Source organism: uncultured Caldilinea sp., assembly GCF_937128415.1.
Lineage (GTDB): Bacteria > Chloroflexota > Anaerolineae > Caldilineales > Caldilineaceae > Caldilinea.
Genome location: NZ_CAKZMJ010000033.1, coordinates 1 through 24924, shown reverse-complemented (window position 1 = coordinate 24924; position 24924 = coordinate 1). Strand labels below are relative to the sequence as shown.

Sequence of the window (24924 nt, the reverse complement as noted above, 5' to 3'; positions counted from 1 at the left end):
GAGCCATGTTATGCATTCAACGGGCAACGCTGCTGACGCCTGACGAGCAGATCGACGACGGCGTTTTGCTGATCGACCGGGGGCGGATCGTGGCGATCGGCGACGCTGCACACATCGGCGTCCCGGCTGACGCCGAGATTATCGACGCCGGCGGTCTGATTGTGGCGCCCGGCTTCATCGACCTGCAGCTCAACGGCGCGTTCGGCGAAGATTTCACCTGGGCGCCCGAATCGATCTGGCGGGTGGCGGAAGGGCTGCCGCGCTGGGGCGTGACCAGTTTTTTGCCGACTATTATCACCTCGCCTCTACAGAAAGTGGCGCAGGCGCAGGAGACGCTGGAGGCGGGGCCGCCCTCCGGCTGGCGCGGCAGCATCCCGCTCGGGCTTCACTGCGAGGGGCCTTTCCTCAACCCGCAGAAAAAAGGCGCGCATAACCCTGCATACCTGCGCGCGCCGGCGCTTGAAGACGTCGCCGCCTGGAGGCCGGAGCAGCATGTGCGGCTGGTCACGCTGGCGCCGGAGCTGGAGGGCGCGCTTGAACTGGTGCAAACTCTTGCACAGCGAGGCGTGGTCGTCAGCGCCGGCCATTCGATGGCGAACTACGAGCAGGCGCGTGCGGCCTTTGCGGCGGGCGTGCGCTACGGAACGCACCTCTTCAACGCGATGCCGCCGCTCGAACATCGGGAGCCCGGCCTGCCCGGCGCGCTGCTCCATGCGACGGAGGTGACGGTCGGCGTGATCCCGGATGGCATTCACGTGCATCCGGCCATCGTGGCGCTCGCCTGGGCTGCCAAGGGACCTTCCCGCCTCAGCGTGGTCACCGATGCGATGGCGGCGCTGGGCATGCCGCCCGGCCGCTACCAGATCGCCGATCACGAAGTGTTCGTCACCGAAGACGCGCGCGGGGTCAACGTGGCGCGGCTGGCGTCGGGCACGCTGGCCGGCTCCGTGTTGTCGATGGATGAGGCGCTGCGTCGGCTGATCCTGTACACGGGCTGTACGCTCGGCCAGGCGCTGGCGACGATCACTTCCACGCCGGCGGACCTGCTCGGCATCGGGCGGGAGCGCGGACGACTGCGCGCCGGCGCGTGGGCGGACCTGGTCTTTCTCACGCCGACCATCGAGGTGGTTCGCACGATGATCGCGGGCGTGACCTGTTATGTACGTGAAGAATCCTGACAGATTGAGGAGAAACGAGCGTGTCCCTGGAACAGTCCTATCTTTATCGAGAGATTCACGAACAGCCCGCCGTATTGAGCGCTCTGCTGGAACGAGAGCGCCCCGCCATCAAGCGGCTGGCCAGCGCCATCCGCGCCCGACAGGTGGATTACATCGTAATCGCTGCGCGTGGGACGAGCGACAACGCCGGCCGGTATGCGCAGTATTTGTTCGGCGCCATGAACGAGCTGATGGTGGCGCTGGCGACGCCGAGCTTATACTCGATCTATCGGCGACCGCCCCGCTTCGGCAACGCGCTGGTCATCGGGGTCAGCCAAAGCGGCAAAAGCCCGGACATCGTTTCCGTGTTGACCGAGGCGCGACGACAGGGAGCCATGACCGCCGCCATCACCAACTTCCCGGATTCTGACCTCGCGCGCCAGGCCGAGCACGTGATTACGCTGCACGCCGGCGAGGAACGCTCGATTGCCGCCACCAAGACCTACACGGCGTCGCTGGCCGCCATCGCCGCGCTCAGCGCCGAACTGGCCGGCGACGAGCAAATGCAACAGGCGCTCGAGGCGATCCCGCAGCATGTGGCGTCGATCCTTGCCTTGTCGCCCCGGATCGGCGCCCTGGCCGAACGCTACCGCTACATGCGCGACTGTGTCGTGCTCGGCCGCGGCTACAACTACGCCACGGCGTTCGAGTTTGCGCTGAAACTCAAGGAATTGACCTACACGATCGCCGAGCCTTACTCCACCGCCGACTTTATGCATGGCCCACTGGCGTTGATCGAACACGGTTTTCCGGCCTTCGTCATCGCTCCCTCGGGCGCGCTCCTGCCGGAGATGAAGCAATTCATGCAGACGCTCAAGCAGCGCGAGGCGGAGATTGTCGTCATCAGCGACGACGCAGAGGCGCTGGCGATGGGACGCATCTCGATCCCTCTCCCTGTCGGCGCGCCGGAGTGGTTGTCCGCGCTGACGACCATCGTGCCCTGTCAGCTCTTCGCCATGCACCTGGCGGCGGTGCGCGATTTCGATCCCGATCACCCGCGCGGGCTGCGCAAGGTCACCGAAACGCGCTGAACGCCATCCGCCGGGGATCGTGCGGCCGGAGGCCGACCCTACGGTCGTAGGTTGCGCCTCCGGCGCAACATGTCCTCAGGCGCTCTCACGCGCCTGACGCGCCTGGCGGACGATCTCTGCGATCTGCCCCAGATGGTCGTCGTCATGAAATAGCCCCAACACGAACCGTCCAACGCAGTTGACTTCGCCGGCGCCTCGCCATGGCATATAGCAAATCTCAAAATGAGGTTGATCGGGCCACATCTCCAGGCTGGCGAGACGCATGCGCCGACTTTCTTCAAGGCGATGGCGGCACTGCTCGATGGTGGTGACGCTTTGCCAGGGAACCTCGTAGCGTGAGCGGCCATGATTGGGCACCCCGCGCGCCATCTCCGCCGCCAGAAAGGCCGACTCTTCGGCGGAGGCGGTGGTGTGGACAATGACGTGGGCGAGCGTCCACGCTGCACCGGCCTCTTCAGGAGTGGCGGCGAAGGGGTCGTCGGCGTTCGGGTCGACCGGCTGGAAAACGACGTCCTCGTCGGTGCAGTCGGCGATCAGCGCCAGCATGGCGTCGATCATTTCATTGGTCAAAGCGCGCAGGTTGTCGATGCTCAGCCCGGCGCACAGTTCAGCCACCGTCATGCGCTTTTCACGAACCGGCGTGAAATCTAACATTTCCGTCACCCTTTCTGTTTCTTTGGATTGCTTTTGCTAGAGGCTTCTGGAAAAGCTGCATTATTTCCGAAGATCTTCTGCAGCTCCTCACAAGTCTACCACAACGGCATCGGACAATTGCTGACAGAGGATGCTTGCGCGCTCTGTCACAATGGCGATATGCAAGCGATGCGATGGTGGATTCTTCTGCTCATTGTCGTCTGGAGCGCAGCTGGCTGCACGGCGCAGGCCGCCGACCGTCCGATCCGCGCCAGCGTCGTGGAGGCGATGCGCGCGCCGGACGACGCCGGTTTTGCACGCGCCTACGCGCCGATCGAACTCTCCTTTCCAAAAGATCACGGCGCGCATCCCGAATATCGCACAGAGTGGTGGTACTACACCGGCAATTTGATCACGGCGGAGGGCGCCCCCTTTGGCTTCCAGTTGACCTTTTTCCGCAATGCTCTGACGCCGGAGATGCCCGCCCGGAGCTCGCAGCTTGCCAGCAATCAGGTGTATATGGCGCATTTCGCCCTGACCGACGGCGAACGCAGGCGACATGAGGACTTCGACCGCTACAGCCGCGGAGCGAGCGAGCTGGCGGGCGCCGTGGGTGAGCCGCGCTTTCGCGTCTGGCTGGAAGATTGGTCGGCGGAAGAGATCGAACCCGGCGTGCATCGGCTGATCGCCTGGGACGAGGGAGAAGAGGGCGCCGTGGCCATCGACCTGATTTTGCGCGAGACGCGGCCGCCGGTTCTGCACGGCGTGCGCGGCTTGCATCAAAAGGGCCCGGAGCCGGGCAACGCCTCCTACTACTATAGCCTCGTTGGTTTGGAGACAAGCGGCACGGTCACGAGTGGCGGGCGCACCTATGCGGTGAGCGGTCGCAGCTGGATGGATCATGAGTTCGGCACCAGCGCGCTGACCGCCGGCGCCGTAGGGTGGGACTGGTTCAGCGTTCAGTTCGACAACGGCGCCATCCTGATGCTTTACGAAATTCGGCTGGCGGACGGCGGCGTCAACCCCGACATCAAGGGCACGCTGATCTGGCCGGATGGCGCGCAGCAAGTAGTGACCGAACATGACTTCACGCTCATGCCGACCGGCTCCTGGACAAGCCCTCACACCGGCGTCACCTATCCCTCCGGCTGGAGGCTGACCCTGCCCGAGCTGGCCATCGACCTGACGATAGAGCCGCTCATTCCCGATCAGGAAATGAACGTCAGCTTTGTCTACTGGGAGGGCGCCATCGAGGTGCGCGGCTTGATGCGAGGCGAGGCTGTCACGGGCCGGGGCTACGCCGAGCTGACCGGCTACGGCGAGCAAAACGCAGCCTATCAGCGCTAAGAGATGGTTCGTGATTCGTGTTGCGTGACGAAACCCGCATCACGCAACACGAACCACGCAACACGAACCACGCAACACGAACCACGCGCCAGGTCATTGCGAGTGCAGCAGATGCGCAGCCGCTTTCCGCACCATCTCGCGTTCAGAAGGATAGGTGAGCGCTTCCAGCGCCTGCTCCAGGGGGAACCAGTTGACGCCGTCCACTTCAATGCTGGCGTCGCTCAGCTCTCCATCCACAGCGCGCATCAGATAAAAGTCAACGCGCTTGTGTACCAATTCTGGAACGGTGCGGCCGTGGGTGTCCCAGTACCAGTATTCAATAGCGCCGAGATGGGCCTCACACAGGCCGACGAGTCCGCACTCTTCCGCCACCTCTCGCAGCGCCGTCTGTTCGACGGTTTCTCCGGGTTCGCAAGTGCCTTTGGGGAGTTGCCAGCGCGTGCCTCCGCGCGTGGCGATCAGCACGATTTCAATTTCGCCGTCAGGGCTGATGCGATACATCACGCCGCCCGCCGAATGATCGTCGCGGCGATGGCGCCAGTGGCGTTGCGTCTGTTCATCGATCGGCGGCAATTCAGATCGGGCGTTCATCGGATGCGACCATCGTTAGTTCGAGAGGGGCGTCGATTTCACCCAGTGTTTGTCGGAGTGTGCAGCCTTTGGCAGTTCGCCATCGGCGACGGCGATGGCGAGCGCCATCGCCACGCGCTGCCAGTTGTCCGGCGGCATGTGGATCAATGCGACGGGTAAAAAGGCCCTCGAGGTAAAGGTTAAAGCGCCGGCCAGCTCCTGCACCGTCCACACTTCTCGTGCGCGCGCGATGACGACGAAGGTCTCCATCCATTTGTCGAGCAGCACGAGCCAGGCCGCCAGCTCCTGCGCTAAGCCAACGTGCGTGAGGGGGCGCGGAGACGCGCCCGCGTCAAAACTGAAGGCAAGCTGGGCTTCGCCTCCATCCGAAAGGGTGCACCAGATGCGATCGGGTGTGATCGGCCCGGGGGATAGCCCAAGCTCCCCCCATTCGTGGAGGCGTTCGTGCAATTGCGAGATTCTCGGCGGCAACAGCTGGCTGCGCAGCGCCGTGATCGGACGCATGCCGGCCGGCGGTTGCGGACTTGAAAATAGCTGATGATGGCGAATCGTGTAGAACATTCAGAGCCACTTCTTTCTGCGGAAGATCCAGAGCATTGTCAGCGCAATGCTGAGAAAGACGCCCCAGATCAGCGGATAGAACCACCAGATTTCTAGCTCCGGCATATGTTCAAAGTTCATGCCGTAGACGCCGGCCAAAAAACTGAGCGGGATAAAAATAGTGGAAACCATCGTCAACAATTTCATCACCTCATTCATGCGGTTGTTGACCAGCGCCAGATGCGTCTCGATTGTGCTGCTGGCCAGGTCGCGCATGCTGTCGGCGAGGCTCGCCAACCGCATCAAATGGTCGTAGATGTCACGATAGTAGAGACGAACCTGGGACGGCACCACCCGATATTCGCCGGTGGAGAGCCGTCCCAGCAGCTCGCGCTGCGGCGCCAGAATCCGCACCAGCCGCAGCGCGCTGCTTTTAGCCGTCAGCAGCCGATTGAGCAGCTCCCGCTGCTCTTGATCGATGCGGAAAATGTCGTCGCCGAGCCGTTCCAGCTCCTCTTCAAAAGCGTCGATCAAAGGAATGAAATTGTCAATCTGTGCGTCGAGCAATTCGTAGAGCAGCATGGCCGGGCCGCGCGCCAGCCCGACTTCCACATGATGTTCAGCGTTCCACAATCGTTCGATCGAACGACGGACGTCCTCGTGCAGCGTCACCAGATAGTTGGGGCCAAGAAAGACGTCGATCTCCTGCGTATCGATATCCATTGGTTCGGCGCCAAGAGCAACGATGTGAAACACCAGATAGAGATACGTCCCGTAGTCGTCAAGCTTGGGCACGTGCGAATCCTTCAGCGCATCCTCGATCGCCAGCGGATGAAAATGGAACACATCGGCCAGGATGCGCTCATGCTGGCCATTCGATCGGCCCTGCATATCCACCCAAACGACGTTGCCGGCCTCTTTCAGCAGATCGGCCAGTCGCTCGAGCGGCGCATCCATTTCAACCTGGCCATCCGCATAGCGGCACATGATTCGGATCACAGTTTGCACCTTGTCATGCTGAAGGAAGGCTGCGTGTTGCGTGTTTCGTTGCGCACCACGGAGCACGCAACACAGTTTACGCACCACACAACACGCTCTCCCATCTGACAACAATAACCCTTGAGATTATAATGGCGCTCTAACGTGCGGCAAACTGAACGTACAATCGCAGGAGCTAAAGATGGCGCTGTTTCGCAAAATCCTGATCGCCAACCGCGGGGAGATCGCGGTGCGCGTCATTCGCGCCTGCCAGGAGATGGGAATCGCCACCGTCGCCGTGTATTCGGAGGCCGACGCGCAGGCGTTGCACGTGGCGTTGGCGGATGAAGCGGTGCTCATCGGGCCGCCGCCCCCGCGCGAGTCGTACTTGAACGGCGAGCGCATCTTGCAAGCGGCGCTTGCGCTGGAGTGCGACGCCATCCATCCTGGCTACGGTTTTCTCTCGGAGAACGCCGCTTTCGCCGACGCCGTCGCAGCCGCCGGGCTGGTCTTCATCGGCCCAAGCGGCGCGGCGATGCGCATCATGGGGGCGAAGACGTCGGCGCGTGCGGCGATGGCGGCGGCAGGCGTGCCCGTCGTGCCCGGCTATCAGGAGAGCCAGGCGGAAGCCGATTTGGTCGCCGCCGCCGCCGCCATGGGCTATCCTGTGCTCGTCAAGGCGACGGCCGGCGGGGGCGGCAAGGGCATGCGCATTGTCCACCGCCCAGAAGAATTGCCCCCGGCCTTGGATTCGGCGCGGCGAGAGGCTCTCAATGCGTTTGGCGACGACCGCATCTATCTGGAGAAATTGATCGAGCAACCTCATCATATCGAGTTTCAGATTTTCGCCGACCGCTACGGCGCGGCGGTGCATCTGTTCGAGCGCGAATGCTCTGTCCAGCGTCGCTATCAAAAAATCATCGAAGAAACGCCCTCGCCCTTTCTTGACGACGAGCTGCGGCGACGCATGGGCGAGGCGGCGGTGGCGGCGGTGCGCGCCGTCGGTTACACGAACGCCGGCACGCTCGAATTTCTGGTCGATGCGCGCCGCAACTTCTATTTCCTCGAAATGAACACCCGTCTGCAGGTCGAACATCCCATCACCGAGCTGGTCACCGGCGTCGATCTGGTCAAGCTGCAGATTCGCATCGCTGCAGGCGAGCCTTTGCCCTTCACACAGGCCGATCTGTCGCAGCGGGGCCACGCCATCGAATGCCGCATCTACGCCGAAGACCCGCAGAACAACTTCTTGCCCTCCGTCGGCAAGGTGTTGACTGCAGTGGAGCCGGTCGGCCCGGGCGTGCGCGTCGATGCGGGCGTCGCTGCAGGCGACGAAGTGACGCTTCACTATGACCCGATGATCGCCAAACTGATCGTGCTCGGCGAAAACCGCCAGGACGCCATCGGCAAGATGCAATGGGCGCTGCGCCACTATGTCATTCTGGGCGACGTTGTCACCAATATCCCCTTCTTGATGCAGATTTTGCGCCATCCGCGCTTCTTAAGGGGCGACGTCGCGACCGATTTTGTCGACGTCGAATTCGGCGCGCTGTCACGCATTGATGACGCCTCCACGCCGTTGGCGGAGCCGCCGGATCTCGTCTGGGTCATCGCCGCCCTGGTCGACGCCCTGCATGCGGGCGGAGCGGCTGCGCCTTCCAATGTCGCCCGCGAAGGCGATCCGTTCAGTCCCTGGCGGTGGACAAATGGCTTCCGCGTCGGCGGTGGAGGCGCTTTGTGATGAACGCTTTACCCGTCGATGCTCCGCTGACGGAAGCCGCCTTGCATGCGGCAGTCGAAACGCTGGCGCGCAGAGACGCCGATCTTGCGCGCATCGTGGAAGAATGCGGCCCGCCCCCGCTCTGGCCACGCGAGCCGGGCTTCCCGACGCTGGTGCTGCTCATCCTTGAACAACAAGTGTCGTTGGCGTCGGCGCGCGCCGCGTTCACGCGACTGGAAGCGACGATCGGCGCGGTCACGCCGCCCGGCGTGCTCTCGCTTTCAGACGAACAGATGCGCGCCATCGGTTTTAGCCGACAAAAGATGGCGTACGTGCGCAGCCTTGCCAGCGCGCTGCAGGAAGGTCATTTGTCGCTAAAAGCGCTCGTGACATTGGAGGATGAGGCGGTGCGTCGCGCTTTGACTGCGTACAAAGGCATTGGTCCGTGGACGGCGGAAATTTATCTGCTCATGGCGTTGCGCCGCCCCGACGCCTGGCCGGCGAGCGATCTGGCGCTGGCAAGCGCTGCCCAACGAGTGAAAAGACTGCCAGGACGCCCCTCGCCCGCCGAACTGACGACGTTGGCGGAAGCATGGCGCCCCTGGCGCAGCGTGGCGGCGCGGCTGCTGTGGCATTTCTATCTTTCGCAGCAATTGGCCGTAGGGCGCAACGCAGCGGACCCATCGAAAACATCCGCTGGAAGCTGATTGAAGCGGCGTTTGGTCAACCCACTGGGAAGAGCAATGCGCCGCCTTGAATCGATGGAGAGATGCAGTTGAAGGAAGCGCCCTTATGGAATACGACCTTCCAGGGCGTCTGACGCCTCGGGTTCGTTGTTTTCAGCTGGGGCCGCCAGCGCAGTGAGAAGCTCGGTCAGGCGCTCGCTGAGCGCGCGGCGTTCGCCGGCGGTGAGCTCCTGACGTTTGTGGAGCAGCTGCTCCGCCTGACGCGCAATTTTGACGGCGGTGGAAAATGCGTCTGGGATCGCCTGTCTGGCCTGCCGCATCAGATGGTAAGCTCGCTCCAGATCGCCGGCTTCACGCGCCTGGTGGATGGCCAGATCGAGCTCGCCGAGCTTCTCCCAGGCAATCGAAGCGTCGTGTGGATTGTCGTGATAGGCGGCGATGAATGCGCCGAAGCGTAAAACAGCCGGATCGGCGCTCTCGGTCGTCCAATGGGGGCCTTCCGCCAGCTCGACGCGATTCTCCAGGTCCCACAGATGATCATCCAGCTCTGGATAGCCTGCCAGCGCGTTGTAGCGCTCGGCGCACACAGCCCAGTCGTAGTAGAGCGTCCTCTCCTCGCTAAGCGAGGCGTAACTCTCTTCCAGCCAGGCGGCGACGAACATGTAGGCGGCTCGTTCCAGGCGCAAAGGCGCCGCCGTGCGCAGATAATCGTCGATGAAGCGAAGCAGCGTCTGCACCTGCTCTCGACTGAGCCGGGCGGCGTGAGGCAGCGTTGCATAGCGCCGGGCCACGATGCGAGCCAGGGCCGCACCCGTTTCGTCGCGCTCGCGCGCCATCACGCCTGCCAGCTCCTCGAAGAGGGTCGCAAGCTGCGCGCCCGCCTCCGGCCCACGACGCAGCAGGTGCTCGCCCAGCCGCCAGCCCGCCGCCAGTTGCGCTTCATCGAGGGCCGTCAGCAACTTTGCATCCTCCAGCGGCTCGACCAGGAGCGCCAGTCGGTGCAACTCCTGATAAAAAGCGGCGGGATCGGCGGTGAACTGCGCCTGGTCGGCCATCAGCGCGTTCATGCGTCTCTCCACTGCGCTGCGCAGCGCATCGCGTTGCTCATCCGCCTCGTCGATCAAGGCTGGGTCTCCGAGCTCCGCCGCCAGCGCCCGCGCCTGCCGGTTCAGGTGAAGCGCCTCTTCCAGCCGATCCTGTTCCAGACAAGCTGCGGCCTCCTGGATGAAAATCTGGACGTATTGCGCCTGTGCATCGCGCTGAAGGGCGCGGTCCTCGATCTGCACGGCGAACTCATAGGCGCGACGATTGCGCGCCCGCGCCTGATCCCAACGTCGTCGCTCGATCAGGTCATCCACTTCATCCAGGTACCCCTCGATCACCTCGATCTCGGACATCTGCTCGGTGCGCAGCAGATCGCGCAGGGCGTCCCAGGAGATAAGGTGATGGCTGTCGAAAGGATCGAGGCCTAACTCCCGGAACACCGGCGCCTGCGGCGGATCGAGGATGATCAGCTTATCCGTCGAGCGACTGAGCGCCACGCGCATTTCATCGATCCGCCGGCGCGCCTCCAGCAGAGGAGGCAGCTCCTTGCTTTCCTCTGCGGCGCGGATCAACTCGAGCGACTGTTCGTATACGTCATTCAGCCCTAAAATCAAGACGGTGTTGCGCTCCAACCCCTTGATCTCGCGCACGTTGAAGATCACCTCCTCCGCCTTGTCTCCCTCCAGCGTGCGCGGCAGCCTGTCGACGAGGTCGATCACGGCGCGGCCGGGCAGTTCGGCCAGCTCGGTCACAAACTCTCGCCACAGGCGATGCGCTGTGGGCGCCTCCGGCTGCATGCTCTGCGGCAAGGGACAGATCAGCAGACGGCCGTTCTCCTCCCGTTCATCGAACGAATGGGAAGAGACGCGCAGCTCAACGCCGGCGTCGTCCACAAAACTCTGGCGATTGGCGCTTGGCCGCAAATGCTTGGGGAGACGCACGTAGAAGTTCCAGGCGTTGTCGATCACATAGGCGAGATTGCGCGGGGAGCGGCGCTGGTGGCGAAACTCGAACTCCTGGGGGTTGGCGCCGAGCGTCTGGCGCAACAGGTCCTTGGTGAGGCCCCAGTCAAAGCCGCTTGGCTGCACGATCTGCGACTCGTCGCCGGCGACGACGAAGGGCAGCGCGCGCTCACGCGCCCGCAGCCGCGCCAGCTCGGCGAGAAAGGCGATCTGCAGCAGCGTTAAGTCCTGCACTTCGTCGATGACCAGGCCGTCCAGGGCGCGCAGCCAGTTGGGGAGCTTCTGTTTGGGCCTGGCGTCGGCCTGGCGCAGCAGCGAGAGCGCTTTCGCCGCAGCCCTCTGGTCGAGGAAAAAGCGGTCCCCGCGCAGCCGTTCGGCCAGCCGCACCGCCGCCGTCGCCGCCTCCAGCGTCAGCCCGCGCGCTCTGGCGTACGCCTCGACGTCGAAGCGTCCTTCGGTGAAAACCGCCTCGGCGATGCGTCGCTCCGGCAACGGATATTCCGGTGGAAAGGTGCGGCCTAGAATGTGCGCACGAATCTCCGTGTAGAGCGCCAGAGGATAGCGCCGCCAGACGCCCACCAGGTTGGCCGGTTGTCGCTCCAAGACGCGACGGAATTCCTCCGCTTCGCTCATTGGATCGACGACGGCGGGCAGGTCGGTGATCTCCTTTTCCAGCTCGGCCAGGGTGCGGATGTGCACGCGCTGCGCCAGCTCGGGAGATTGCGCCGTGAGAAACTCTTTCGCCGTGCGCTTGAGCCGGCTCGTGTAGGTGACGTAGAGGAGATGCTCCAGCCCCTGTTCGAGCACCAGGTCGCGCACCAGGTAGAGGAGCGCCACCGTCTTGCCGCTGCCCGGCAGCCCCTTGACCGTCGCCGGGATGACCGGCGCAAGCTGCACCTGGTGGCTGACCGCCGTCTGCTCCTCGAAGCGCGGATCGAGCGTCTCCAGGGGCGTTTCTTCAAACTCTTCCAGCGAACGCAGGTAAAGCGGGTCGTCGGTCTCGTCGTGGTGACGAATGCTGTGCACCAGGATCGTGGACGCGGCTTCCCCGTTGGCTCCACGCGCCGCCAGCTCGCTTTCCGAAAGAGGGATCCACCAGAGATAGTAATGATAACCCTGCACGGGGGTGCGTCGCCACCGTGCGTTATAGCCGGTGGTGCTTTTGACATTGGGCGTGCGGCCGCGCGTGCCTAGCAACACCTGCGCCCAGAGCGCTTTGCGCCGAATCGATTCGGGGAGGCACGCAGCTGAATCTTCGTAGTGTCGATGCTTGAGCAGACGATAGCCAGCCATTCCCGCAACGATCGTTTTGAGGCGACGGGACGCCGGAGTTCGTCATGATGCGTTGACGAGCAGCGACCTGCATCCTCAAAACCGCTCCTTCCTCATTCTGAATTCACAGCTTCTACTATACCAGAACAGACTCGAAAACAGCGCGCCCGCCGACGAAATTCGGGCGTAAAATCCTCCCAATCCGTCGTGGTGACGATGACCTGCGGCGCATCTTCGACGACGGCGAGCAGCATGGCGCGGCGCTCCGCGTCCAGCTCGCTCATCACGTCGTCGAGCAGCAGCAGCGGCGCCGAGCCGCCGACCTGAGCCATCACGCGCACTTCGGCCAGCTTGAGCGACAGGGCGGCGCTGCGCTGTTGACCGCGACTGCCATAGATGCGCAGGTCGCGGTCGTTGACGAGGATGCGCAGATCGTCGCGATGCGGGCCGTAGAGGGTGGCGCCTGCGGTCAGCTCACGCGCGCGGCGCATCGCCAGCTTTTGTAGATAAGCGGCCTGCACCTGCTCCTCGTCGAGACGGCGGCGCGGCGCCTCCACCAGCAGCCCCTGGCGCCACAACGTGAACTCCTGGTCGGAGAGGAGGCCGGGATTGAAACTGGGCAGATAGTGCAGCGCCAAACGCTCCCGGCCGCTGCTGAGCATGGCGTGGCGTTCGGAGGCGATCGCTTCGAGCTCCAGCAGGAAATTATGACGGCGGGCCATGACGCGCGCGCCTTGCTGCGCCAGCTTTTCATCCCAAAAAGCCAGCTGTGCATCCACTGCAGGCGCAGCCGGGCTGACCTCCTGCTCACGCAGGCGTTTCAGCAGGTTGTTGCGCTGCAGAAGAATGCGTTGAAAGGACGAGAGCGCCTGACAATAGCTGCGATCGATCTGACAAAGCGCAATGTCCAGGTAGCGTCGGCGCTCGGTCGGGCCGCCGTCAACCAGCTTGATGTCTTCCGGCAGAAAGAGCACGGCGCGCAGCAACCCAACCATGTCCATGGCGCGTTTGGGCGCGCCGTTGATCTTGATCTGCTTGGTGTAATTGAGGCCGTCCTCCCGCGGGGTGAGAATGATCTCCAGCTCGAGGTGACGACCGTCGATCTGCACGTCGCCGCTCACGCGGCTGTAGGGGATCGGCTCCTCCTGCGCCTGCCAGCCGACGATCTCGCGCTCCTGGGTGGCGTGGATGGCCTTGCTGGTGGCCAGCATGAAGATCGCCTCCAGCAAGTTGGTTTTGCCCTGGGCGTTGCTTCCTTGCAACAACGTCCAGGGCGTCTCGAAGGCCAGGTCCAGTTGGCGATAGTTGCGAAAATGGGTCAGGCGTAAGCGATGCAGGAACATGGACGCGCCTCACGCCGCTCGTTGACGGCGTTGCAGGCACAGCTCCGCCGTCAACACGTCCAGCTCCGTGTCCTGGTCGGCGCCGGTCTTCATCGCCATGTCCACTTCCAGCAGCCGCTCCAGGATCGCCTCGAGCTCGGCGAAGCTATATTGATGGCTCCACTGCAACGCCTTTTGCACAGGATAGGCTGCGTAGCCCAGCTGTTTTGCGATGTCGTAGGGGTCGCCGACGCCGGCGGCCAACAGACTTTTGACCTCGATCAACATGCGATACTGGCGGGCGATCATGCTGAGGATGTAGATGGGGTTTTGGTCGTTGCGCCGCAGATCGCGTAGCGCCCGCATCGCCTGGGCAGGCTGACGCAACGCCAGCGCGTCGGTCAGATTCCAGATCATCTCCTCGCTGGCGTCGGCCACCATCGTGCGCACGTCTTGCTGCGTGATGGGGCGGCCTCCTGCGTAGAGAGAGAGTTTCTCCAGCTCGTTGTCGAGCTGGCGCAAATTGGGTCCGACGAAGTTGCAGAGCAAGGCGACGGCGCCGCCATCGATGGCGATCCCGCGCTGGCGCGCGCGGCGTTGCAGCCAGGCGGGCAAGGCCTTGACGTCGGGCGTCGTCAGCGTCTCCATCTGCACGACGCCCTCCTTGATCAGCGCCTCCAGCCCATCGATGCGTCGCTCCGGACGATTGCCGGCGGCCGGCGCCAGAAAGCCTTTCCACAGACCGCGACGTTTATCCAAAGAGTTGTCTATAAAGACGAGGACGCAGGACTCCGGCGCCTGGCGCAACCCTTCGAGGAGCTGCGCCGCCTCGCTGTACACCGCAGCGCCGGACGCCTTGCTGGCGGCCATGCGCCTGTCGTAGGCCTCGAGCAGCCCTCGCACGATGACCAGGCGATGGCTGGTCAGAAACGGCGTCATCGCCGCCTCGCCCAGCACGGCCGCGGCGTTGGTCTGAGCGCCGTTCAGCTCCACCGTGTTGAGGCTGGCCAACTCGGGATCGCCCAGCTTCGCTTTTTGCTCTGACAGCCATTCGGCGGCGAGATATTCATCCGCGTCCAACAGAAGATGGATCATACACGCTTAGACCGCCTACTCGAAGACAATGCGAAATCCTCTGATCGCTCCAAGATCGAAGGGGCGGATCTCCTTGATCCATCGGTCGTTGACTGCAGCGAGCGTCGTGTACTGCTGAAGCTGCAGCCCGATCATCGGCCCGGCGATCAACGCCGGCAGCACCAGCGTCAGGGTGCGCGAGAAGCGGCTCAACGCGTCTTTGCGCGCCCCCAGGCCGGCGAACAGGGAGGCCAGCGAGACCAGCGTCCCCGTCGTCAGCAGATTGGTGCCGCAGTTGGGATGGATGGCCAGCTGCGCTTCGCCCGCCTGGAGGCGCAACAGGGCGTCGGACAGCGCCCGCTGCACGGCGGCTTCCGGCAGGTCTGTCAGCAGCGTAAAGCCGGCGGGATCGCTGTATCCGACCATGCGCCGCCCTGGAAAGCGCTCGGCCAGAAGGGTCAACGTCGCATGCTCGATGGCGTGATGTTGTCGAAGGCGGCGCACAAGCGCCTGAAGGGTGGCAATCATGGTCCTGGATTTAGATAAGTCGCTTTGCGGCCTCTACGACGCTCTCCACCGTCAGGCCCAACTCCTGATAAATGCGCTGATACGGCGCGCTGGCGCCGAAGCGATCGATGCCAATGATGGCGCCCTTGCGCGGATCGTTGCCCACCCAGCGCTCCCAACCGAAGGTGGCGGCCGCCTCCACGGCGACCTTGGGCAGGTCGGGCGGCAACACCGCCGCGCGATAGTCGGCGGGCTGCGCCTGGAAGAGCTCCCAGCACGGCAAGCTCACCACGCGCACGCCGACGCCTTCGTTCGCCAGCCGCCTGGCGGCGTCGTAGGCGATCTGCACCTCGCTGCCCGTGCCGATCAGAACCACTTGCAGGCCATTGGGCGCGTGTTCGTAGAAGACATATCCGCCTTTTAACAGTCCTTCGGCGGCGCCCAGCCCTTCGCCTTCGCGATCGTAGATCGGCACATTCTGCCGCGTCAACGCCAGGGCGGTTGGCCCCGTCGTGTTCAGCAGCGCTGCGCGCCACGCCTGACTCGTCTCGTTGGCGTCGGCGGGACGAATGACGGTCAAATTGGGCATGGCTCGCAGCGCAGCAAGGTGTTCAATGGGTTGATGCGTCGGGCCGTCTTCGCCCAGGCCGATGCTGTCATGGGTGAAGACATAGATGACGCGCAGGCCGCTCAAGGCCGCAAGACGAATTGCGCCGCGCATGTAGTCGCTGAAGACGAGGAAGGTGCCGCCGAAGGGCAACACGCCGCCGTGCAGCGCCATGCCGTTGAGGATGCCGCCCATGCCATGCTCGCGCACGCCGAAGTGAATGTTCGGACCGCCGAAATCGCCGGGTTTCATAAAGGGCGCGCCGGCGATCGTGGTCTTGTTGCTGGCGGCGAGGTCGGCGCTGCCGCCGATCAGGTTGGGCAGGACGGGCGCCAGCGCGTTGATCACCTTGCCGCTGCTGTTGCGCGTGGCGTCGCCTTTGGCCGACGGAGGGAAGACGGGCAGCGCCTCCTCCCAGCCTTCCGGCAGCTCCCCGCAGATGAAGCGCTGCAGCTCGGCGGCCAGCTCGGGATAGGCGTCGGCGTAGGCGGCCATCAACTGTTGATGCGCGTCTTCGAGCATGCGACCGCGTTCAACCGCCTGCCGGAAGTAGGCGAGCACATCGTCGGGAATGTAAAAGCGCGGCTCCAGCGGCCAGCCGAGGTTCTCTTTCGTGGCCTTCAATTCATCTTCGCCCAGAGGCTCGCCGTGCACCTTAGAAGTGCCCGCCTTGTTCGGGCTGCCGTAGCCGATGATGCTCTTAAGGCCGATGATACTGGGGCGTGGATCGTTTTGGGCGGTGAGGATCGCCTCATAAATTGCGGCGCTGTTGTTGAAATCGACGTCGCGCTGCACGTGCCAGCCGTAGGCCTCGAAGCGTTTGGCCCAGTCCTCGGTGTATGCGATCTCGGTCTTGCCGTCGATGGTGACCGAGTTGTCGTCGTAGAGATAGATGATCTTGCCCAATCGGAGGTGCCCGGCCAGGCTGGCGGCTTCGCTGGCTACGCCCTCCATCAGATCGCCGTCGGAGACGATGGCGTAGGTGTAATGGTTGATGACCTCAAACCCCGGGCGGTTGAAGCGTTGCGCCAGCCAGCGTTCGGCGATCGCCATGCCGACGCCGTTGGCGAAACCCTGCCCGAGCGGCCCGGTCGTCGTCTCAACGCCGGGAGTGTGGTGCGCTTCGGGGTGACCCGGCGTCTTGCTGCCCCACTGGCGAAAGTTTTTCAGCTCCTCCAGCGGCAGGTCGTAGCCGGTCAGATGCAACATCGCGTAGAGCAGCATCGAACCATGCCCTGCGCTCAGCACAAAACGATCGCGGTCAAACCAATGGGGGTTGCGCGGGTTGTAGCGCATGACGCGCGTCCAGAGCGTCAGCGCAGCCACAGCCATCCCCATCGGCATGCCGGGATGGCCGGAGTTGGCGGCTTGCACGGCGTCGGCGGCCAACATGCGAATGGTGTTGGCGGCCTTGGTTTCAAATTCACGAGTCAGGGGTTTTTCCAGCGGTGGAATGGTTACGGTGTCCATTATTTGCATCCTCTTTCAAAAGTGGCGCTGTGGTTTTATGAAAATATTCCATGAATCGTCTTCGGGAAATTGTCTATTAGACACTGCCGAATTGTCAACTTAGGGCAATCTCAACGCCGACAAGGATGTTGTCCTGCGCAGTTGGCGATCGAGTTGTGGCGCAGGTATAATGGGCGCATCCCAACCTCAAACCTGACGTCGGGGCTGCGTGCAATCCAGACGCGCCCGCACAAGTGTTTCCAGCAAAGGAATTGCCATGTCCACAACGTCGCACAACCCATCGCACGCTGTTGAGCCTGCCCACCGCGATCCGTCTCTGGATGAACGTCTGGCCGGTTTTATCCGCGCGGCCTACGCCAACGCACCCGGCGTGCGGCGCTGGTTCGCCCAGGCCAACCTGACGGCGGACGATGTGCAGTCCGTGGCCGATCTCGAAAAGGTGCCCGTCCTGACCAAAGATCAGATGATTGCGCTTCAGGCGCAAGACCCGCCCTTCGGCGGTTTTCTGGCCGCGCCCATCGAAGAGGTGCATCGCATCTTTCAGTCTCCCGGGCCGCTGTATGAGCCGCAAGGGGCGGAGGAGGGCTGGGTGCGCACCGGCGTTTCTGTTTTGCGGAGCGTCGGCTTTGGCCCCGGCGACGTCGTACTCAACGCACTGAGCTATCATTTCTCGCCGGGCGGCTTTTTACTCGACAGTGTGTTGCGCAGCGCCGGCTGCACGGTTGCGCCTGTAGGGGTGGGCGCGGCGGAGCTGCAGGTGAAGATGCTCGTCGACCTAGGGGCGAGCGGCTTCGCCGGGCTGCCGAGCTGGCTGATGACGTTGCTGCGCAAGGCGGATGAGCTGGGCGTGCCGCGCGCCCAGATTCGCCTGCGTCGCGCCCTCTTCAGCGCCGAGCCGCTGACGCCCACCGATCGCGCGTATCTGGTCGAGCACTACGGGCTGCAGATCGTGAACGCCTACGCCACTGCGGAGTTGGGTTTTCTCGCCTATGACACGGAAGGGTCGCCGATGATGCGGCTGGTGGAGGAGCCGATTGTTCAGCTCGTCGATCGTCACACCGGCCGCCACGTGCAGCCAGGCGAGGTGGGCGAGGTGGTGGTCACCAACCTCAACCCCACCTATCCGCTGATCCGTTTTGGCACAGGCGACCTCGCTCTTTATCACGACCCTGCGCCGGGCGTCAGTCGTCAACAGGAGCGCGCAATCCGGCTGATCGGCCGCGTCGGAGATGCGGTCAAGGTGCGCGGCATGTTTGTGCACCCCAATCAGTTGCGGGCGGCGTTGACGCCCTTCGGGGTTGCGGCGTTCGCCGCCTTCGTGCGCAGGCCGGCGACGCGCGACGAGTTTGTGCTGCGGTTGGTCGCCGACGACGAGGCCAAAAGCCAACAGGAGCGTTTGCTGGCGACCGTGCGCGAATTCTGCCGGGTGAGCGTGGACGTCGTCGAGTGGGTGGATGAACTCGGCGAGCAGGCGGGCAAGATCGTCGATGAGCGTGCCTGGGACGTCTGAGCATGCAAGCGAGCCGCGCCTGTGCTGAAAGATAGAGGCAACGCAAAGCCGCAGAGGCGCCGGGGCGCAAAGAAAAGCCATCGAAAGCTGCTTTTAAGGACCGCTCAATTGTCTGTATCCGCTGTTCTCTGCTATGCTGGAACCGATGAAAACGGGAGGCAAGCAGATGCAGCAACCAATTCGTGCAGGCGATAAGGAATTTCTGTCAGCCGCGCAAGGGGGCGGCGACTCAACCGGCGCCGCACTGTGGTGGGGCGGAGGAGCGGTGTTCGCCGGCGGAATCACGGCGCTAGGGCTGCTCGCCTATGCGCTGCTGGTGGAGCCGTTGAGCATCCAGATGGAGCGGTTGACGATTCGCCTCCCCCGTGCAGCCGGCCGCCTTCCTGCGCAAGGGTTGCGCATCCTCCATCTGAGCGATTCTCATTTTCAAGGCGGCGTGCGCAGCCGGCTCGAACTGGCGAAGATCGAGCGCGTGCGCAGCCTCACCGCCGGGTTGGAGTACGACCTGTTGGTGCACACGGGCGACTTTATCCACTATGACAGCGGCCTGGAGAATGTGTTGCGCCTGCTCGACGCCGTTCCGCCGCCGCGGCTGGGCGCCTTTGGCGTTTTGGGCAACCATGATTACACCCATTACGCCATGCAGGAAGCGCTGCCCCGCATGTGGCGCACCTTTCGCGCAGATGAACGGGTCGCCGACCAGCGCCGCAACGGGCTGGAGCGCGCGTTGGCGGCGGTCACGCGCTGGGTGCGCTATGTCCGCTACGTGCGCAACACCCCCCTGGATGGACGGCGCACCGGCAGCAACGACGCCAACAGGTTGACCGAGGCCCTGGAACGCTGGGGGATGACCCTGCTTCACAATCGCACGGTGCATCTCCGGCGGCCTGAAATCGGATTGGACGTCTATCTTGCCGGCGTCGACGATGTGGTGGAAGGACGGCCGCATCTGGGGAACTCGCTGCGAGCGGTTCCCGAAGGCGCGCCGGTCATCTTGTTGAGCCACAATCCCGACATCATCGTCAGCCCTCAGTTGCCGAAGGTCGATCTGGTGTTGTCGGGCCACACCCATGGAGGACAGATCAAGTTGCCGCTGTGGGGGCCGGCCCACACGCAATCGGAGTATATTTCAAGGCGCCATGTGGCGGGATACTTCCAGGTGGGCGCCACGCAGGTCTACATTACGCGTGGATTGGGCGAAGGCATCCCTTTGCGCTTCCGCGCCGGTCCCCAGATTGCACGGATCGAAGTCAGAGCATAGGTTGGGACTTGCACTGCCATCGGACGCCGACAGAGACACCACAGAACACGCACCATGAACGAAATGCGCGTTTGGAGCTGGCGCAATCATTTGGTGGGCGACCTCGCCGGCGTGGTGCTCGAGATCGGCGTGGGCGCCGGCGCCAATCTGCCGCGCTATCGCAAGGCGACCCGCGTCTTCGCCGTTGAACCGGACCCCCAAAGAGCGCGCCAGGCGCAGGCGACGGCGATGCGGTGCCCAATTCCGGTCTCTGTCAAGATCGCGGTCGCCGAAGCGTTGCCGTTCGCCTCCGCCAGCGTCGACCACGTGGTGTCGAGCCTGGTCTTCTGTTCGGTGCACGACCCGAGGCGGGCGCTGCGCGAGATCCGGCGCGTGTTGCGTCCAGGCGGCGCGTTGCACATGTTTGAACACATTCGACCGCAGACGCCGTTCTTGGCGAACGCCGCCGGCAAGATCACGCCCTACTGGCGACGGATCGCGCACAATTGCCACCTGGATCGCGCCACACTGGAGACGTTGCGCGCAGAAGGATGGGAGACGCAAGTGCTGGCCCGCTATGGGGTCTTCGTGCGCATCGAAGCGCGGCCCCGTTAACTGTATACTTCGGCACGGAAAAGATTCGTTCTCTGCGCGACGATGATGAATTGTAAACCTACAAAGGTTTTATCAATCCATTTTCACCATACACAAGGAGGATTCCGATGGCTTTTACATTACCAGACCTGCCTTATCCGGAAGATGCGCTCGAGCCGTACATCGATGCTCGAACCATGAATATTCATCGCACCAAGCACCATCAGGCGTATATCACCAATCTGAACAACGCCATCGCAGGCACGGAGTGGGAAAATCTGAGCATTGAAGAGATCTTGCGGCGCATCAACGAAGTGCCGGAGAACATCCGCACCACCGTGCGCAACAACGGCGGCGGCCACGCCAATCACAGCCTTTTCTGGAAGATCATGGCGCCGAATGCAGGCGGCGCGCCGACCGGCGAGCTGGCCGAGGCGATCAAGACCAAGTGGGGCAGCTTCGAGGAATTCAAAAACCAGTTCAAGGCCATCGCCGTAGGCCGCTTCGGCAGCGGCTGGGCGTGGCTGGTGGTCAAACCCGACGGCAGCCTCGACGCCTACAGCCTTCCCAACCAGGACAGCCCTTACATGCAAGGCGACACCCCTATCCTGGGGCTGGACGTGTGGGAGCACGCCTACTACCTGCACTATCAGAACCGGCGTCCAGATTACGTCGATGCGTGGTGGAACGTCGTGAACTGGGATGAGGTGGCAAAGAATTACGCAGCGGCCAGAGGTCGGTGATCGTCGTTCCTCTCGATGGAAACGAACGCAAGCAGGCGGGAGAATCCTCTCCCGCCTGCTTTTTTTCCACCCATGTTACGCAGTTCGATGAAGCCTTCGCGTAGAATTCAACCCTTTTTAGAAAGCTGGATGGAATTTCACAAAGGATTCTGGCAACCCGTAGGCGCAGATCGCAGCTGCACTTCTTTTTTGCGCATGGGCGAATTTTTCGACCGGCGCGCAGGCGCAGCGCTTCAACGCATCTGACGCAGCGCCGGCGTGCGGCGGAAGATGACAAGCGCCGAAATCAGCGTCAAAAGCGCCGCCAGCGTTATAGAGACGCTCATGCCGATCACTTCCGAGAGCGCGCCTAGCGCCAGATTGCCGAACGGCGTGAAACCGAAGAAAGTCAGCGTGTAGAGGCTCATGACGCGACCGCGCATCTCATTGCTCACCCGCGTCTGCAGCAACGTGTTGATTAGCGTGAACTGAAGCATGAAGCCGACGCCGAGCAGAACCGCCAGCGCCAGGGCGAGCGGATAGCTGCGGTTGAAGGCGAAGAGGGTCAAGATGACCGGAAAACTCATCGCAGCGTAGTGCAGCCATTCGCCGCGATGCCCGCGATCCCCGAAGGTCGCCACCAGCAGCGCGCCGGCCACGGCGCCCACGCCGGACGCCGCCGTGATCATGCCAAAACCGGCTGCGCCTGCGCCGAGGATGCGGTCGACAAATGAGGGCAGCACCGTGTTGTAGGAGATGCCAAAGGTGCTGAAAAAGAAGGCCAGCAGCAGCAAGCCGCGCAGCTCTGATTGGGCGAAAGCGTACTGGACCCCGCTTTTCAGTTGCTGCCAGGGAGAGCGACGGTCGTGGACAAGCTGCGCCTGATGTAAGCGCATGGCGAGCAGGCTGACAATGACGGCCAGGAACGAAAGCCCGTTGAACGTGAAACACCACGCCGAGCCCACCGTCGCCAGCAAGACGCCGCCAAAGGCCGGCCCAATCACGCGCGCGGCGTTGAAAGTCATCGAGTTGAGCGCAATGGCGTTGGGCAAGTCGCGTGCGCCCACCATTTCCACCACAAAGGCCTGGCGCGCTGGCCCATCGAACGCATTGACCACGCCCAGCAACACCGCCAACACGACGATGTGCCACACCGCCACCACCCCGGCAAAGGTCAGGCCCGCAAGGATGAGCGCCAGCGACATCGCCGCCGCCTGCGTCAACAAGAGGAGATTGCGCTTGCGCACCTGATCGATGACGACGCCCGCCCACGGCGTCACCACCAGGGCGGGAATCGCCGAGGCGAAGCCAACGATCCCCAGCATTGCTTCAGAGCGACTGAGCTCGTAGACGAGCCATCCCTGCGCCACGATCTGCATCCACGTTCCTGCCAGCGAAATCAGTTGACCGAACAGATAGAGGCGAAAGTTGTAATGTTGCAGCGCACGGAAGGTGTCGATGCGTCGCACCTGACGAGCGCGCAGCGGCGCCACTTCAGGCGGCAACTGCGGATTCAACGGCGGATTGAGCTGAACGGACGAGTCCTTCTGCTTCGCCGGAATCATCGGCAATGCCTCTTCACCCGCTCTGCAAAACTCGTCAGCGTCTGACCTCCGTGCGACCCCTCCGATGGGGCCGGCTGCGGAAGAGGCGCAGCTCTCTTCCCAGGTTTTCATGTCCCGGTGGACTCCTCTACCAATTGTTTTGATTTCTGATGAATCATCTCAGCGACAAAAATCGGCTTCAACAACTCCATCGCCCGCACGATCGTCTGGCGCTCTTCTTCGGAAAGCGGCTCCAACAGCCGTTGCAGCCAGGCGAGGGTGCCCTGGCGCGCGCGTTGATAGACCTCAGAGCCTGCTTCTGTGAGCGTTAATGTGACGCGACGGCGATCGATCAGGCTGGTCTGCCGCAGCACCAGCCCCTGCTCGACGAGGCCGTTGATCAACACGGACATGCTCGGCAGCGTCAAGCCGATAAACTCGGCCACGTCCGACAGCGAGCAGCCCGGATGGCGCGCGATGTACGCCAGCGTGCGAAACTGCGGCACCGAGAGGTCATGCATGCGCTCAAGTCTCATTTCAACTCGAATCGCCTGAATAATGACCGGTACAGTCTCGAGGATAGCCTGGGCGCACGTCTGATTGGATGCATCCATTGCTTCACCTCTCAAATAGTTAAACATACTAACAATTATAAAAGTCAAACGTCAGAACGACAAAAAACAATAGACCAGAGTCGGCGTCAGACGGTTGTTTGCCGGAGAGAGTCTCCGACCTTGAAGACTTCGTAGTCGTTCTGGCAGGGATTGCCCCACAGCGCCCATAGTTCTCCTGTGGAAGGGGACATGATGCAGGCGCCCGAGCTTTCGACGTCGTAGCCGGGCTGTACGTGGGCGCAGACGGAAAGGCCATCCTGTTCATGGTGACGGGTCAACGCCATCAGCGTTTCCAAGGTGATGGCGCCGACCTGCGCGTCGAGCCAATGGCTGGCCTGGCTGTAACGGGCGAGCGTGCTCGCCTGGGAGACGGCTTTGCGCGGTCGTTCGACCTCGAGCATCTCTTGAATCAGGCAATGATTGGTGTGCGCGTAGACGCTGTGCACAGGCAGCACTGCGTAACGGGTCGCCATGTGCTCGACGTTGTAGCCGCACAGCGCGCCGTCGGCGTCGGGGCCAAGCAGGAGATAGTTGTGGGCGCCGGAAAGCGGGGCGCTCTTCAAAACGGCGAGCGCTTCCTCCACGGTGCGTTGCGCCAACATCTTGCGCACCACGTAGACCCAGTGCACGCCGGGCCGACCGTCGGCGCCGAGGAGGTTGTTGATGCCAACCGCCACGCCGTGCTCGTTCATGCCGATCATGCCGACGCAGCCGGTGATGGTGAAGGTCATCAGCGCCGGCGCGTCCTCTGGCCGCACGTCCAGCATCAGCACGTAGGGCGTGGCCGAGGCGTGCATGTCCCAGGTCTGCCCCAGATAGCCATAGCCATCGGCGCTAGCGGAGGGTGCAACGATAAAGGCGGTGCAGTCGACGACGTCGCCGGCGCGCGCCTCCGCAATGCGCTGTCGGCCCAGCACGGCGGGGTTGGCGAGGATGTCCACGAAGTCGGTGAAGCCGTTCATGATCACCAGTTCGTTGACCCCGATGCCGGTGGCGTCGGCCATGCCGCGCATCTCCTCCATCAGCTCGGGCGCAAAGGCTTCGTGATGTTGGAGGCAGGCGCGTCCAATCGCCAGCGCTTCCTCCAACGTCGCCTGCTGTCCGCCGGTCCAGAAGGGATCGCAGCAGAGACGCAGCCGCTCTTCGGTCAGTTCGGCGATCTCTCTGGCGTAGGCCTTGCCATGGATATAGCCCAGTTCGTAGGGTGCTCCTGCTACGGTTAAGACGCGAATGCTTGTCATAGTTCACCTGGAGTCCATTGCAACAGAGTTTGACAAAGGGATTATTGAGGGATTATCGCACATTTTCCTGATTTCTGCTGATCGACTCATTCATGTGATGCAGTTCGGTGAAGCCTTCTTGTGACATGCGAGCTTCCAGGAAGCTGAATGGAAATGATTCTGCGACATACAGGCGCAGCTGCGCTTCCTTGAATTCCCCCAGACTTTGTGGTTCATCGAGAGCGTGCGGCTGAGAGCCGCACCTGGTATCGTAAAAGGGAGCAGGGAATCGACCGAAGCCGCACCGAGTCGCCGAGAGACTGAGCTGTAGATAGGTCGATTGCCTGCTCAGCACCATACTGACTATACTGACTATCATCCATCGCCAACGGATAGGAAGAGCAGCTTCAAGGGCTGAGAAACCGCAGCTGCACCGAAGCCGGTGCTTGGAAGGAGACAGGTTGAGCGTGGGCAATCGC

The 24924-nt window shown here is 62.9% G+C and carries 22 protein-coding genes; 9 read left to right on the top strand and 13 right to left on the bottom strand.

Features of this window, described 5'->3' with window-relative positions; genetic code table 11:
- Positions 1-5 precede the first annotated feature (5 nt).
- A complete protein-coding gene (gene nagA / locus Q0367_RS05290) occupies positions 6-1178 on the top strand; it encodes an N-acetylglucosamine-6-phosphate deacetylase (RefSeq protein ID WP_297632429.1) in 1173 nt (390 codons plus the stop codon).
- A gap of 20 nt (positions 1179-1198) precedes the next feature.
- Positions 1199-2248, top strand: a complete 1050-nt coding sequence (locus tag Q0367_RS05285; RefSeq protein ID WP_298981166.1) for an SIS domain-containing protein — start codon at positions 1199-1201, stop codon at positions 2246-2248.
- 75 nt (positions 2249-2323) lie between these two features.
- On the opposite strand, the gene Q0367_RS05280 is transcribed toward Q0367_RS05285, so the two are convergent.
- Positions 2324-2902, bottom strand: a complete 579-nt coding sequence (locus Q0367_RS05280) for a DinB family protein (RefSeq protein WP_298981192.1) — start codon at positions 2900-2902, stop codon at positions 2324-2326.
- Positions 2903-3061: 159 nt separating this feature from the next.
- On the opposite strand from Q0367_RS05280, the gene Q0367_RS05275 reads away from it, so the two are divergent.
- Complete coding sequence (locus Q0367_RS05275; RefSeq protein ID WP_298981165.1) at positions 3062-4228, top strand: lipocalin-like domain-containing protein; 1167 nt, start codon at positions 3062-3064, stop codon at positions 4226-4228.
- A 93-nt stretch (positions 4229-4321) separates the two neighbouring features.
- On the opposite strand, the gene Q0367_RS05270 is transcribed toward Q0367_RS05275, so the two are convergent.
- Genes Q0367_RS05270 through corA form a run of 3 tightly spaced genes read right to left on the bottom strand, consistent with a single transcriptional unit; the run spans position 4322 to position 6358 of the window.
- Positions 4322-4819 (bottom strand): NUDIX hydrolase, encoded by a 498-nt coding sequence (locus Q0367_RS05270; protein ID WP_298981164.1) that lies wholly within the window; start codon positions 4817-4819, stop codon positions 4322-4324.
- A 15-nt stretch (positions 4820-4834) separates the two neighbouring features.
- Complete coding sequence (locus Q0367_RS05265) at positions 4835-5380, bottom strand: hypothetical protein (protein WP_297632417.1); 546 nt, start codon at positions 5378-5380, stop codon at positions 4835-4837.
- Positions 5381-6358 carry a magnesium/cobalt transporter CorA gene (corA, locus tag Q0367_RS05260; protein WP_297632414.1) on the bottom strand — a complete coding sequence of 326 codons (978 nt, stop codon included), beginning with the start codon at positions 6356-6358 and terminating at the stop codon, positions 5381-5383. It abuts the gene before it with no gap.
- 181 nt (positions 6359-6539) lie between these two features.
- On the opposite strand from corA, the gene Q0367_RS05255 reads away from it, so the two are divergent.
- Together Q0367_RS05255 and Q0367_RS05250 are read left to right on the top strand one after the other, a co-directional pair.
- Positions 6540-8078, top strand: coding sequence for an acetyl/propionyl/methylcrotonyl-CoA carboxylase subunit alpha (locus tag Q0367_RS05255; protein ID WP_297632411.1), 1539 nt, complete (start codon positions 6540-6542; stop codon positions 8076-8078).
- Positions 8078-8764, top strand: a complete 687-nt coding sequence (locus Q0367_RS05250; protein ID WP_298981163.1) for a DNA-3-methyladenine glycosylase — start codon at positions 8078-8080, stop codon at positions 8762-8764. The genes Q0367_RS05255 and Q0367_RS05250 overlap by 1 nt, the downstream gene beginning before the upstream one ends.
- Before the next feature lie 83 nt (positions 8765-8847).
- On the opposite strand, the gene Q0367_RS05245 is transcribed toward Q0367_RS05250, so the two are convergent.
- The 5 genes from Q0367_RS05245 to tkt all read right to left on the bottom strand — a co-directional run bounded on the left by Q0367_RS05245 (position 8848) and on the right by tkt (position 17001).
- Positions 8848-12042 carry an AAA family ATPase gene (locus Q0367_RS05245; RefSeq protein WP_297632405.1) on the bottom strand — a complete coding sequence of 1065 codons (3195 nt, stop codon included), beginning with the start codon at positions 12040-12042 and terminating at the stop codon, positions 8848-8850.
- A 92-nt stretch (positions 12043-12134) separates the two neighbouring features.
- The gene (gene recF / locus Q0367_RS05240; RefSeq protein WP_297632402.1) at positions 12135-13364 is read right to left on the bottom strand and encodes a DNA replication/repair protein RecF; all 1230 of its coding nucleotides are present in this window, start codon (positions 13362-13364) and stop codon (positions 12135-12137) included.
- Between the two features lie 9 nt (positions 13365-13373).
- Positions 13374-14438 carry a DNA polymerase III subunit delta gene (holA, locus tag Q0367_RS05235; RefSeq protein ID WP_297632399.1) on the bottom strand — a complete coding sequence of 355 codons (1065 nt, stop codon included), beginning with the start codon at positions 14436-14438 and terminating at the stop codon, positions 13374-13376.
- A 15-nt stretch (positions 14439-14453) separates the two neighbouring features.
- Positions 14454-14945 (bottom strand): DUF6391 domain-containing protein, encoded by a 492-nt coding sequence (locus Q0367_RS05230; protein WP_297632395.1) that lies wholly within the window; start codon positions 14943-14945, stop codon positions 14454-14456.
- A 10-nt stretch (positions 14946-14955) separates the two neighbouring features.
- On the bottom strand, positions 14956-17001 hold the full coding sequence (tkt, locus tag Q0367_RS05225; RefSeq protein WP_297632392.1) for a transketolase: 2046 nt from the start codon (positions 16999-17001) through the stop codon (positions 14956-14958).
- A 256-nt stretch (positions 17002-17257) separates the two neighbouring features.
- Between tkt and Q0367_RS05220 the strand changes: the two genes are divergently transcribed.
- The 4 genes from Q0367_RS05220 to Q0367_RS05205 all read left to right on the top strand — a co-directional run bounded on the left by Q0367_RS05220 (position 17258) and on the right by Q0367_RS05205 (position 21088).
- A complete protein-coding gene (locus tag Q0367_RS05220; protein ID WP_297632390.1) occupies positions 17258-18511 on the top strand; it encodes a phenylacetate--CoA ligase family protein in 1254 nt (417 codons plus the stop codon).
- 166 nt (positions 18512-18677) lie between these two features.
- Positions 18678-19772, top strand: coding sequence for a metallophosphoesterase (locus tag Q0367_RS05215; protein ID WP_298981162.1), 1095 nt, complete (start codon positions 18678-18680; stop codon positions 19770-19772).
- A gap of 54 nt (positions 19773-19826) precedes the next feature.
- A complete protein-coding gene (locus tag Q0367_RS05210; RefSeq protein ID WP_297632384.1) occupies positions 19827-20366 on the top strand; it encodes a class I SAM-dependent methyltransferase in 540 nt (179 codons plus the stop codon).
- A gap of 107 nt (positions 20367-20473) precedes the next feature.
- Positions 20474-21088, top strand: a complete 615-nt coding sequence (locus Q0367_RS05205) for a superoxide dismutase (protein ID WP_298981161.1) — start codon at positions 20474-20476, stop codon at positions 21086-21088.
- Positions 21089-21321: 233 nt separating this feature from the next.
- On the opposite strand, the gene Q0367_RS05200 is transcribed toward Q0367_RS05205, so the two are convergent.
- The 4 genes from Q0367_RS05200 to Q0367_RS05185 form a co-directional block, all read right to left on the bottom strand.
- Positions 21322-22632: an MFS transporter gene (locus Q0367_RS05200; protein ID WP_298981160.1), complete on the bottom strand. Its 1311-nt coding sequence runs from the start codon at positions 22630-22632 to the stop codon at positions 21322-21324.
- A 107-nt stretch (positions 22633-22739) separates the two neighbouring features.
- Positions 22740-23132, bottom strand: a complete 393-nt coding sequence (locus Q0367_RS05195) for a MarR family winged helix-turn-helix transcriptional regulator (RefSeq protein WP_298981159.1) — start codon at positions 23130-23132, stop codon at positions 22740-22742.
- Positions 23133-23311: 179 nt separating this feature from the next.
- Positions 23312-24466 carry a C45 family peptidase gene (locus tag Q0367_RS05190; RefSeq protein ID WP_298981158.1) on the bottom strand — a complete coding sequence of 385 codons (1155 nt, stop codon included), beginning with the start codon at positions 24464-24466 and terminating at the stop codon, positions 23312-23314.
- A 52-nt stretch (positions 24467-24518) separates the two neighbouring features.
- Positions 24519-24924, bottom strand: a 406-nt coding sequence (locus Q0367_RS05185; RefSeq protein ID WP_298981157.1) for a hypothetical protein, incomplete at its 5' end; no start/stop codon positions are given.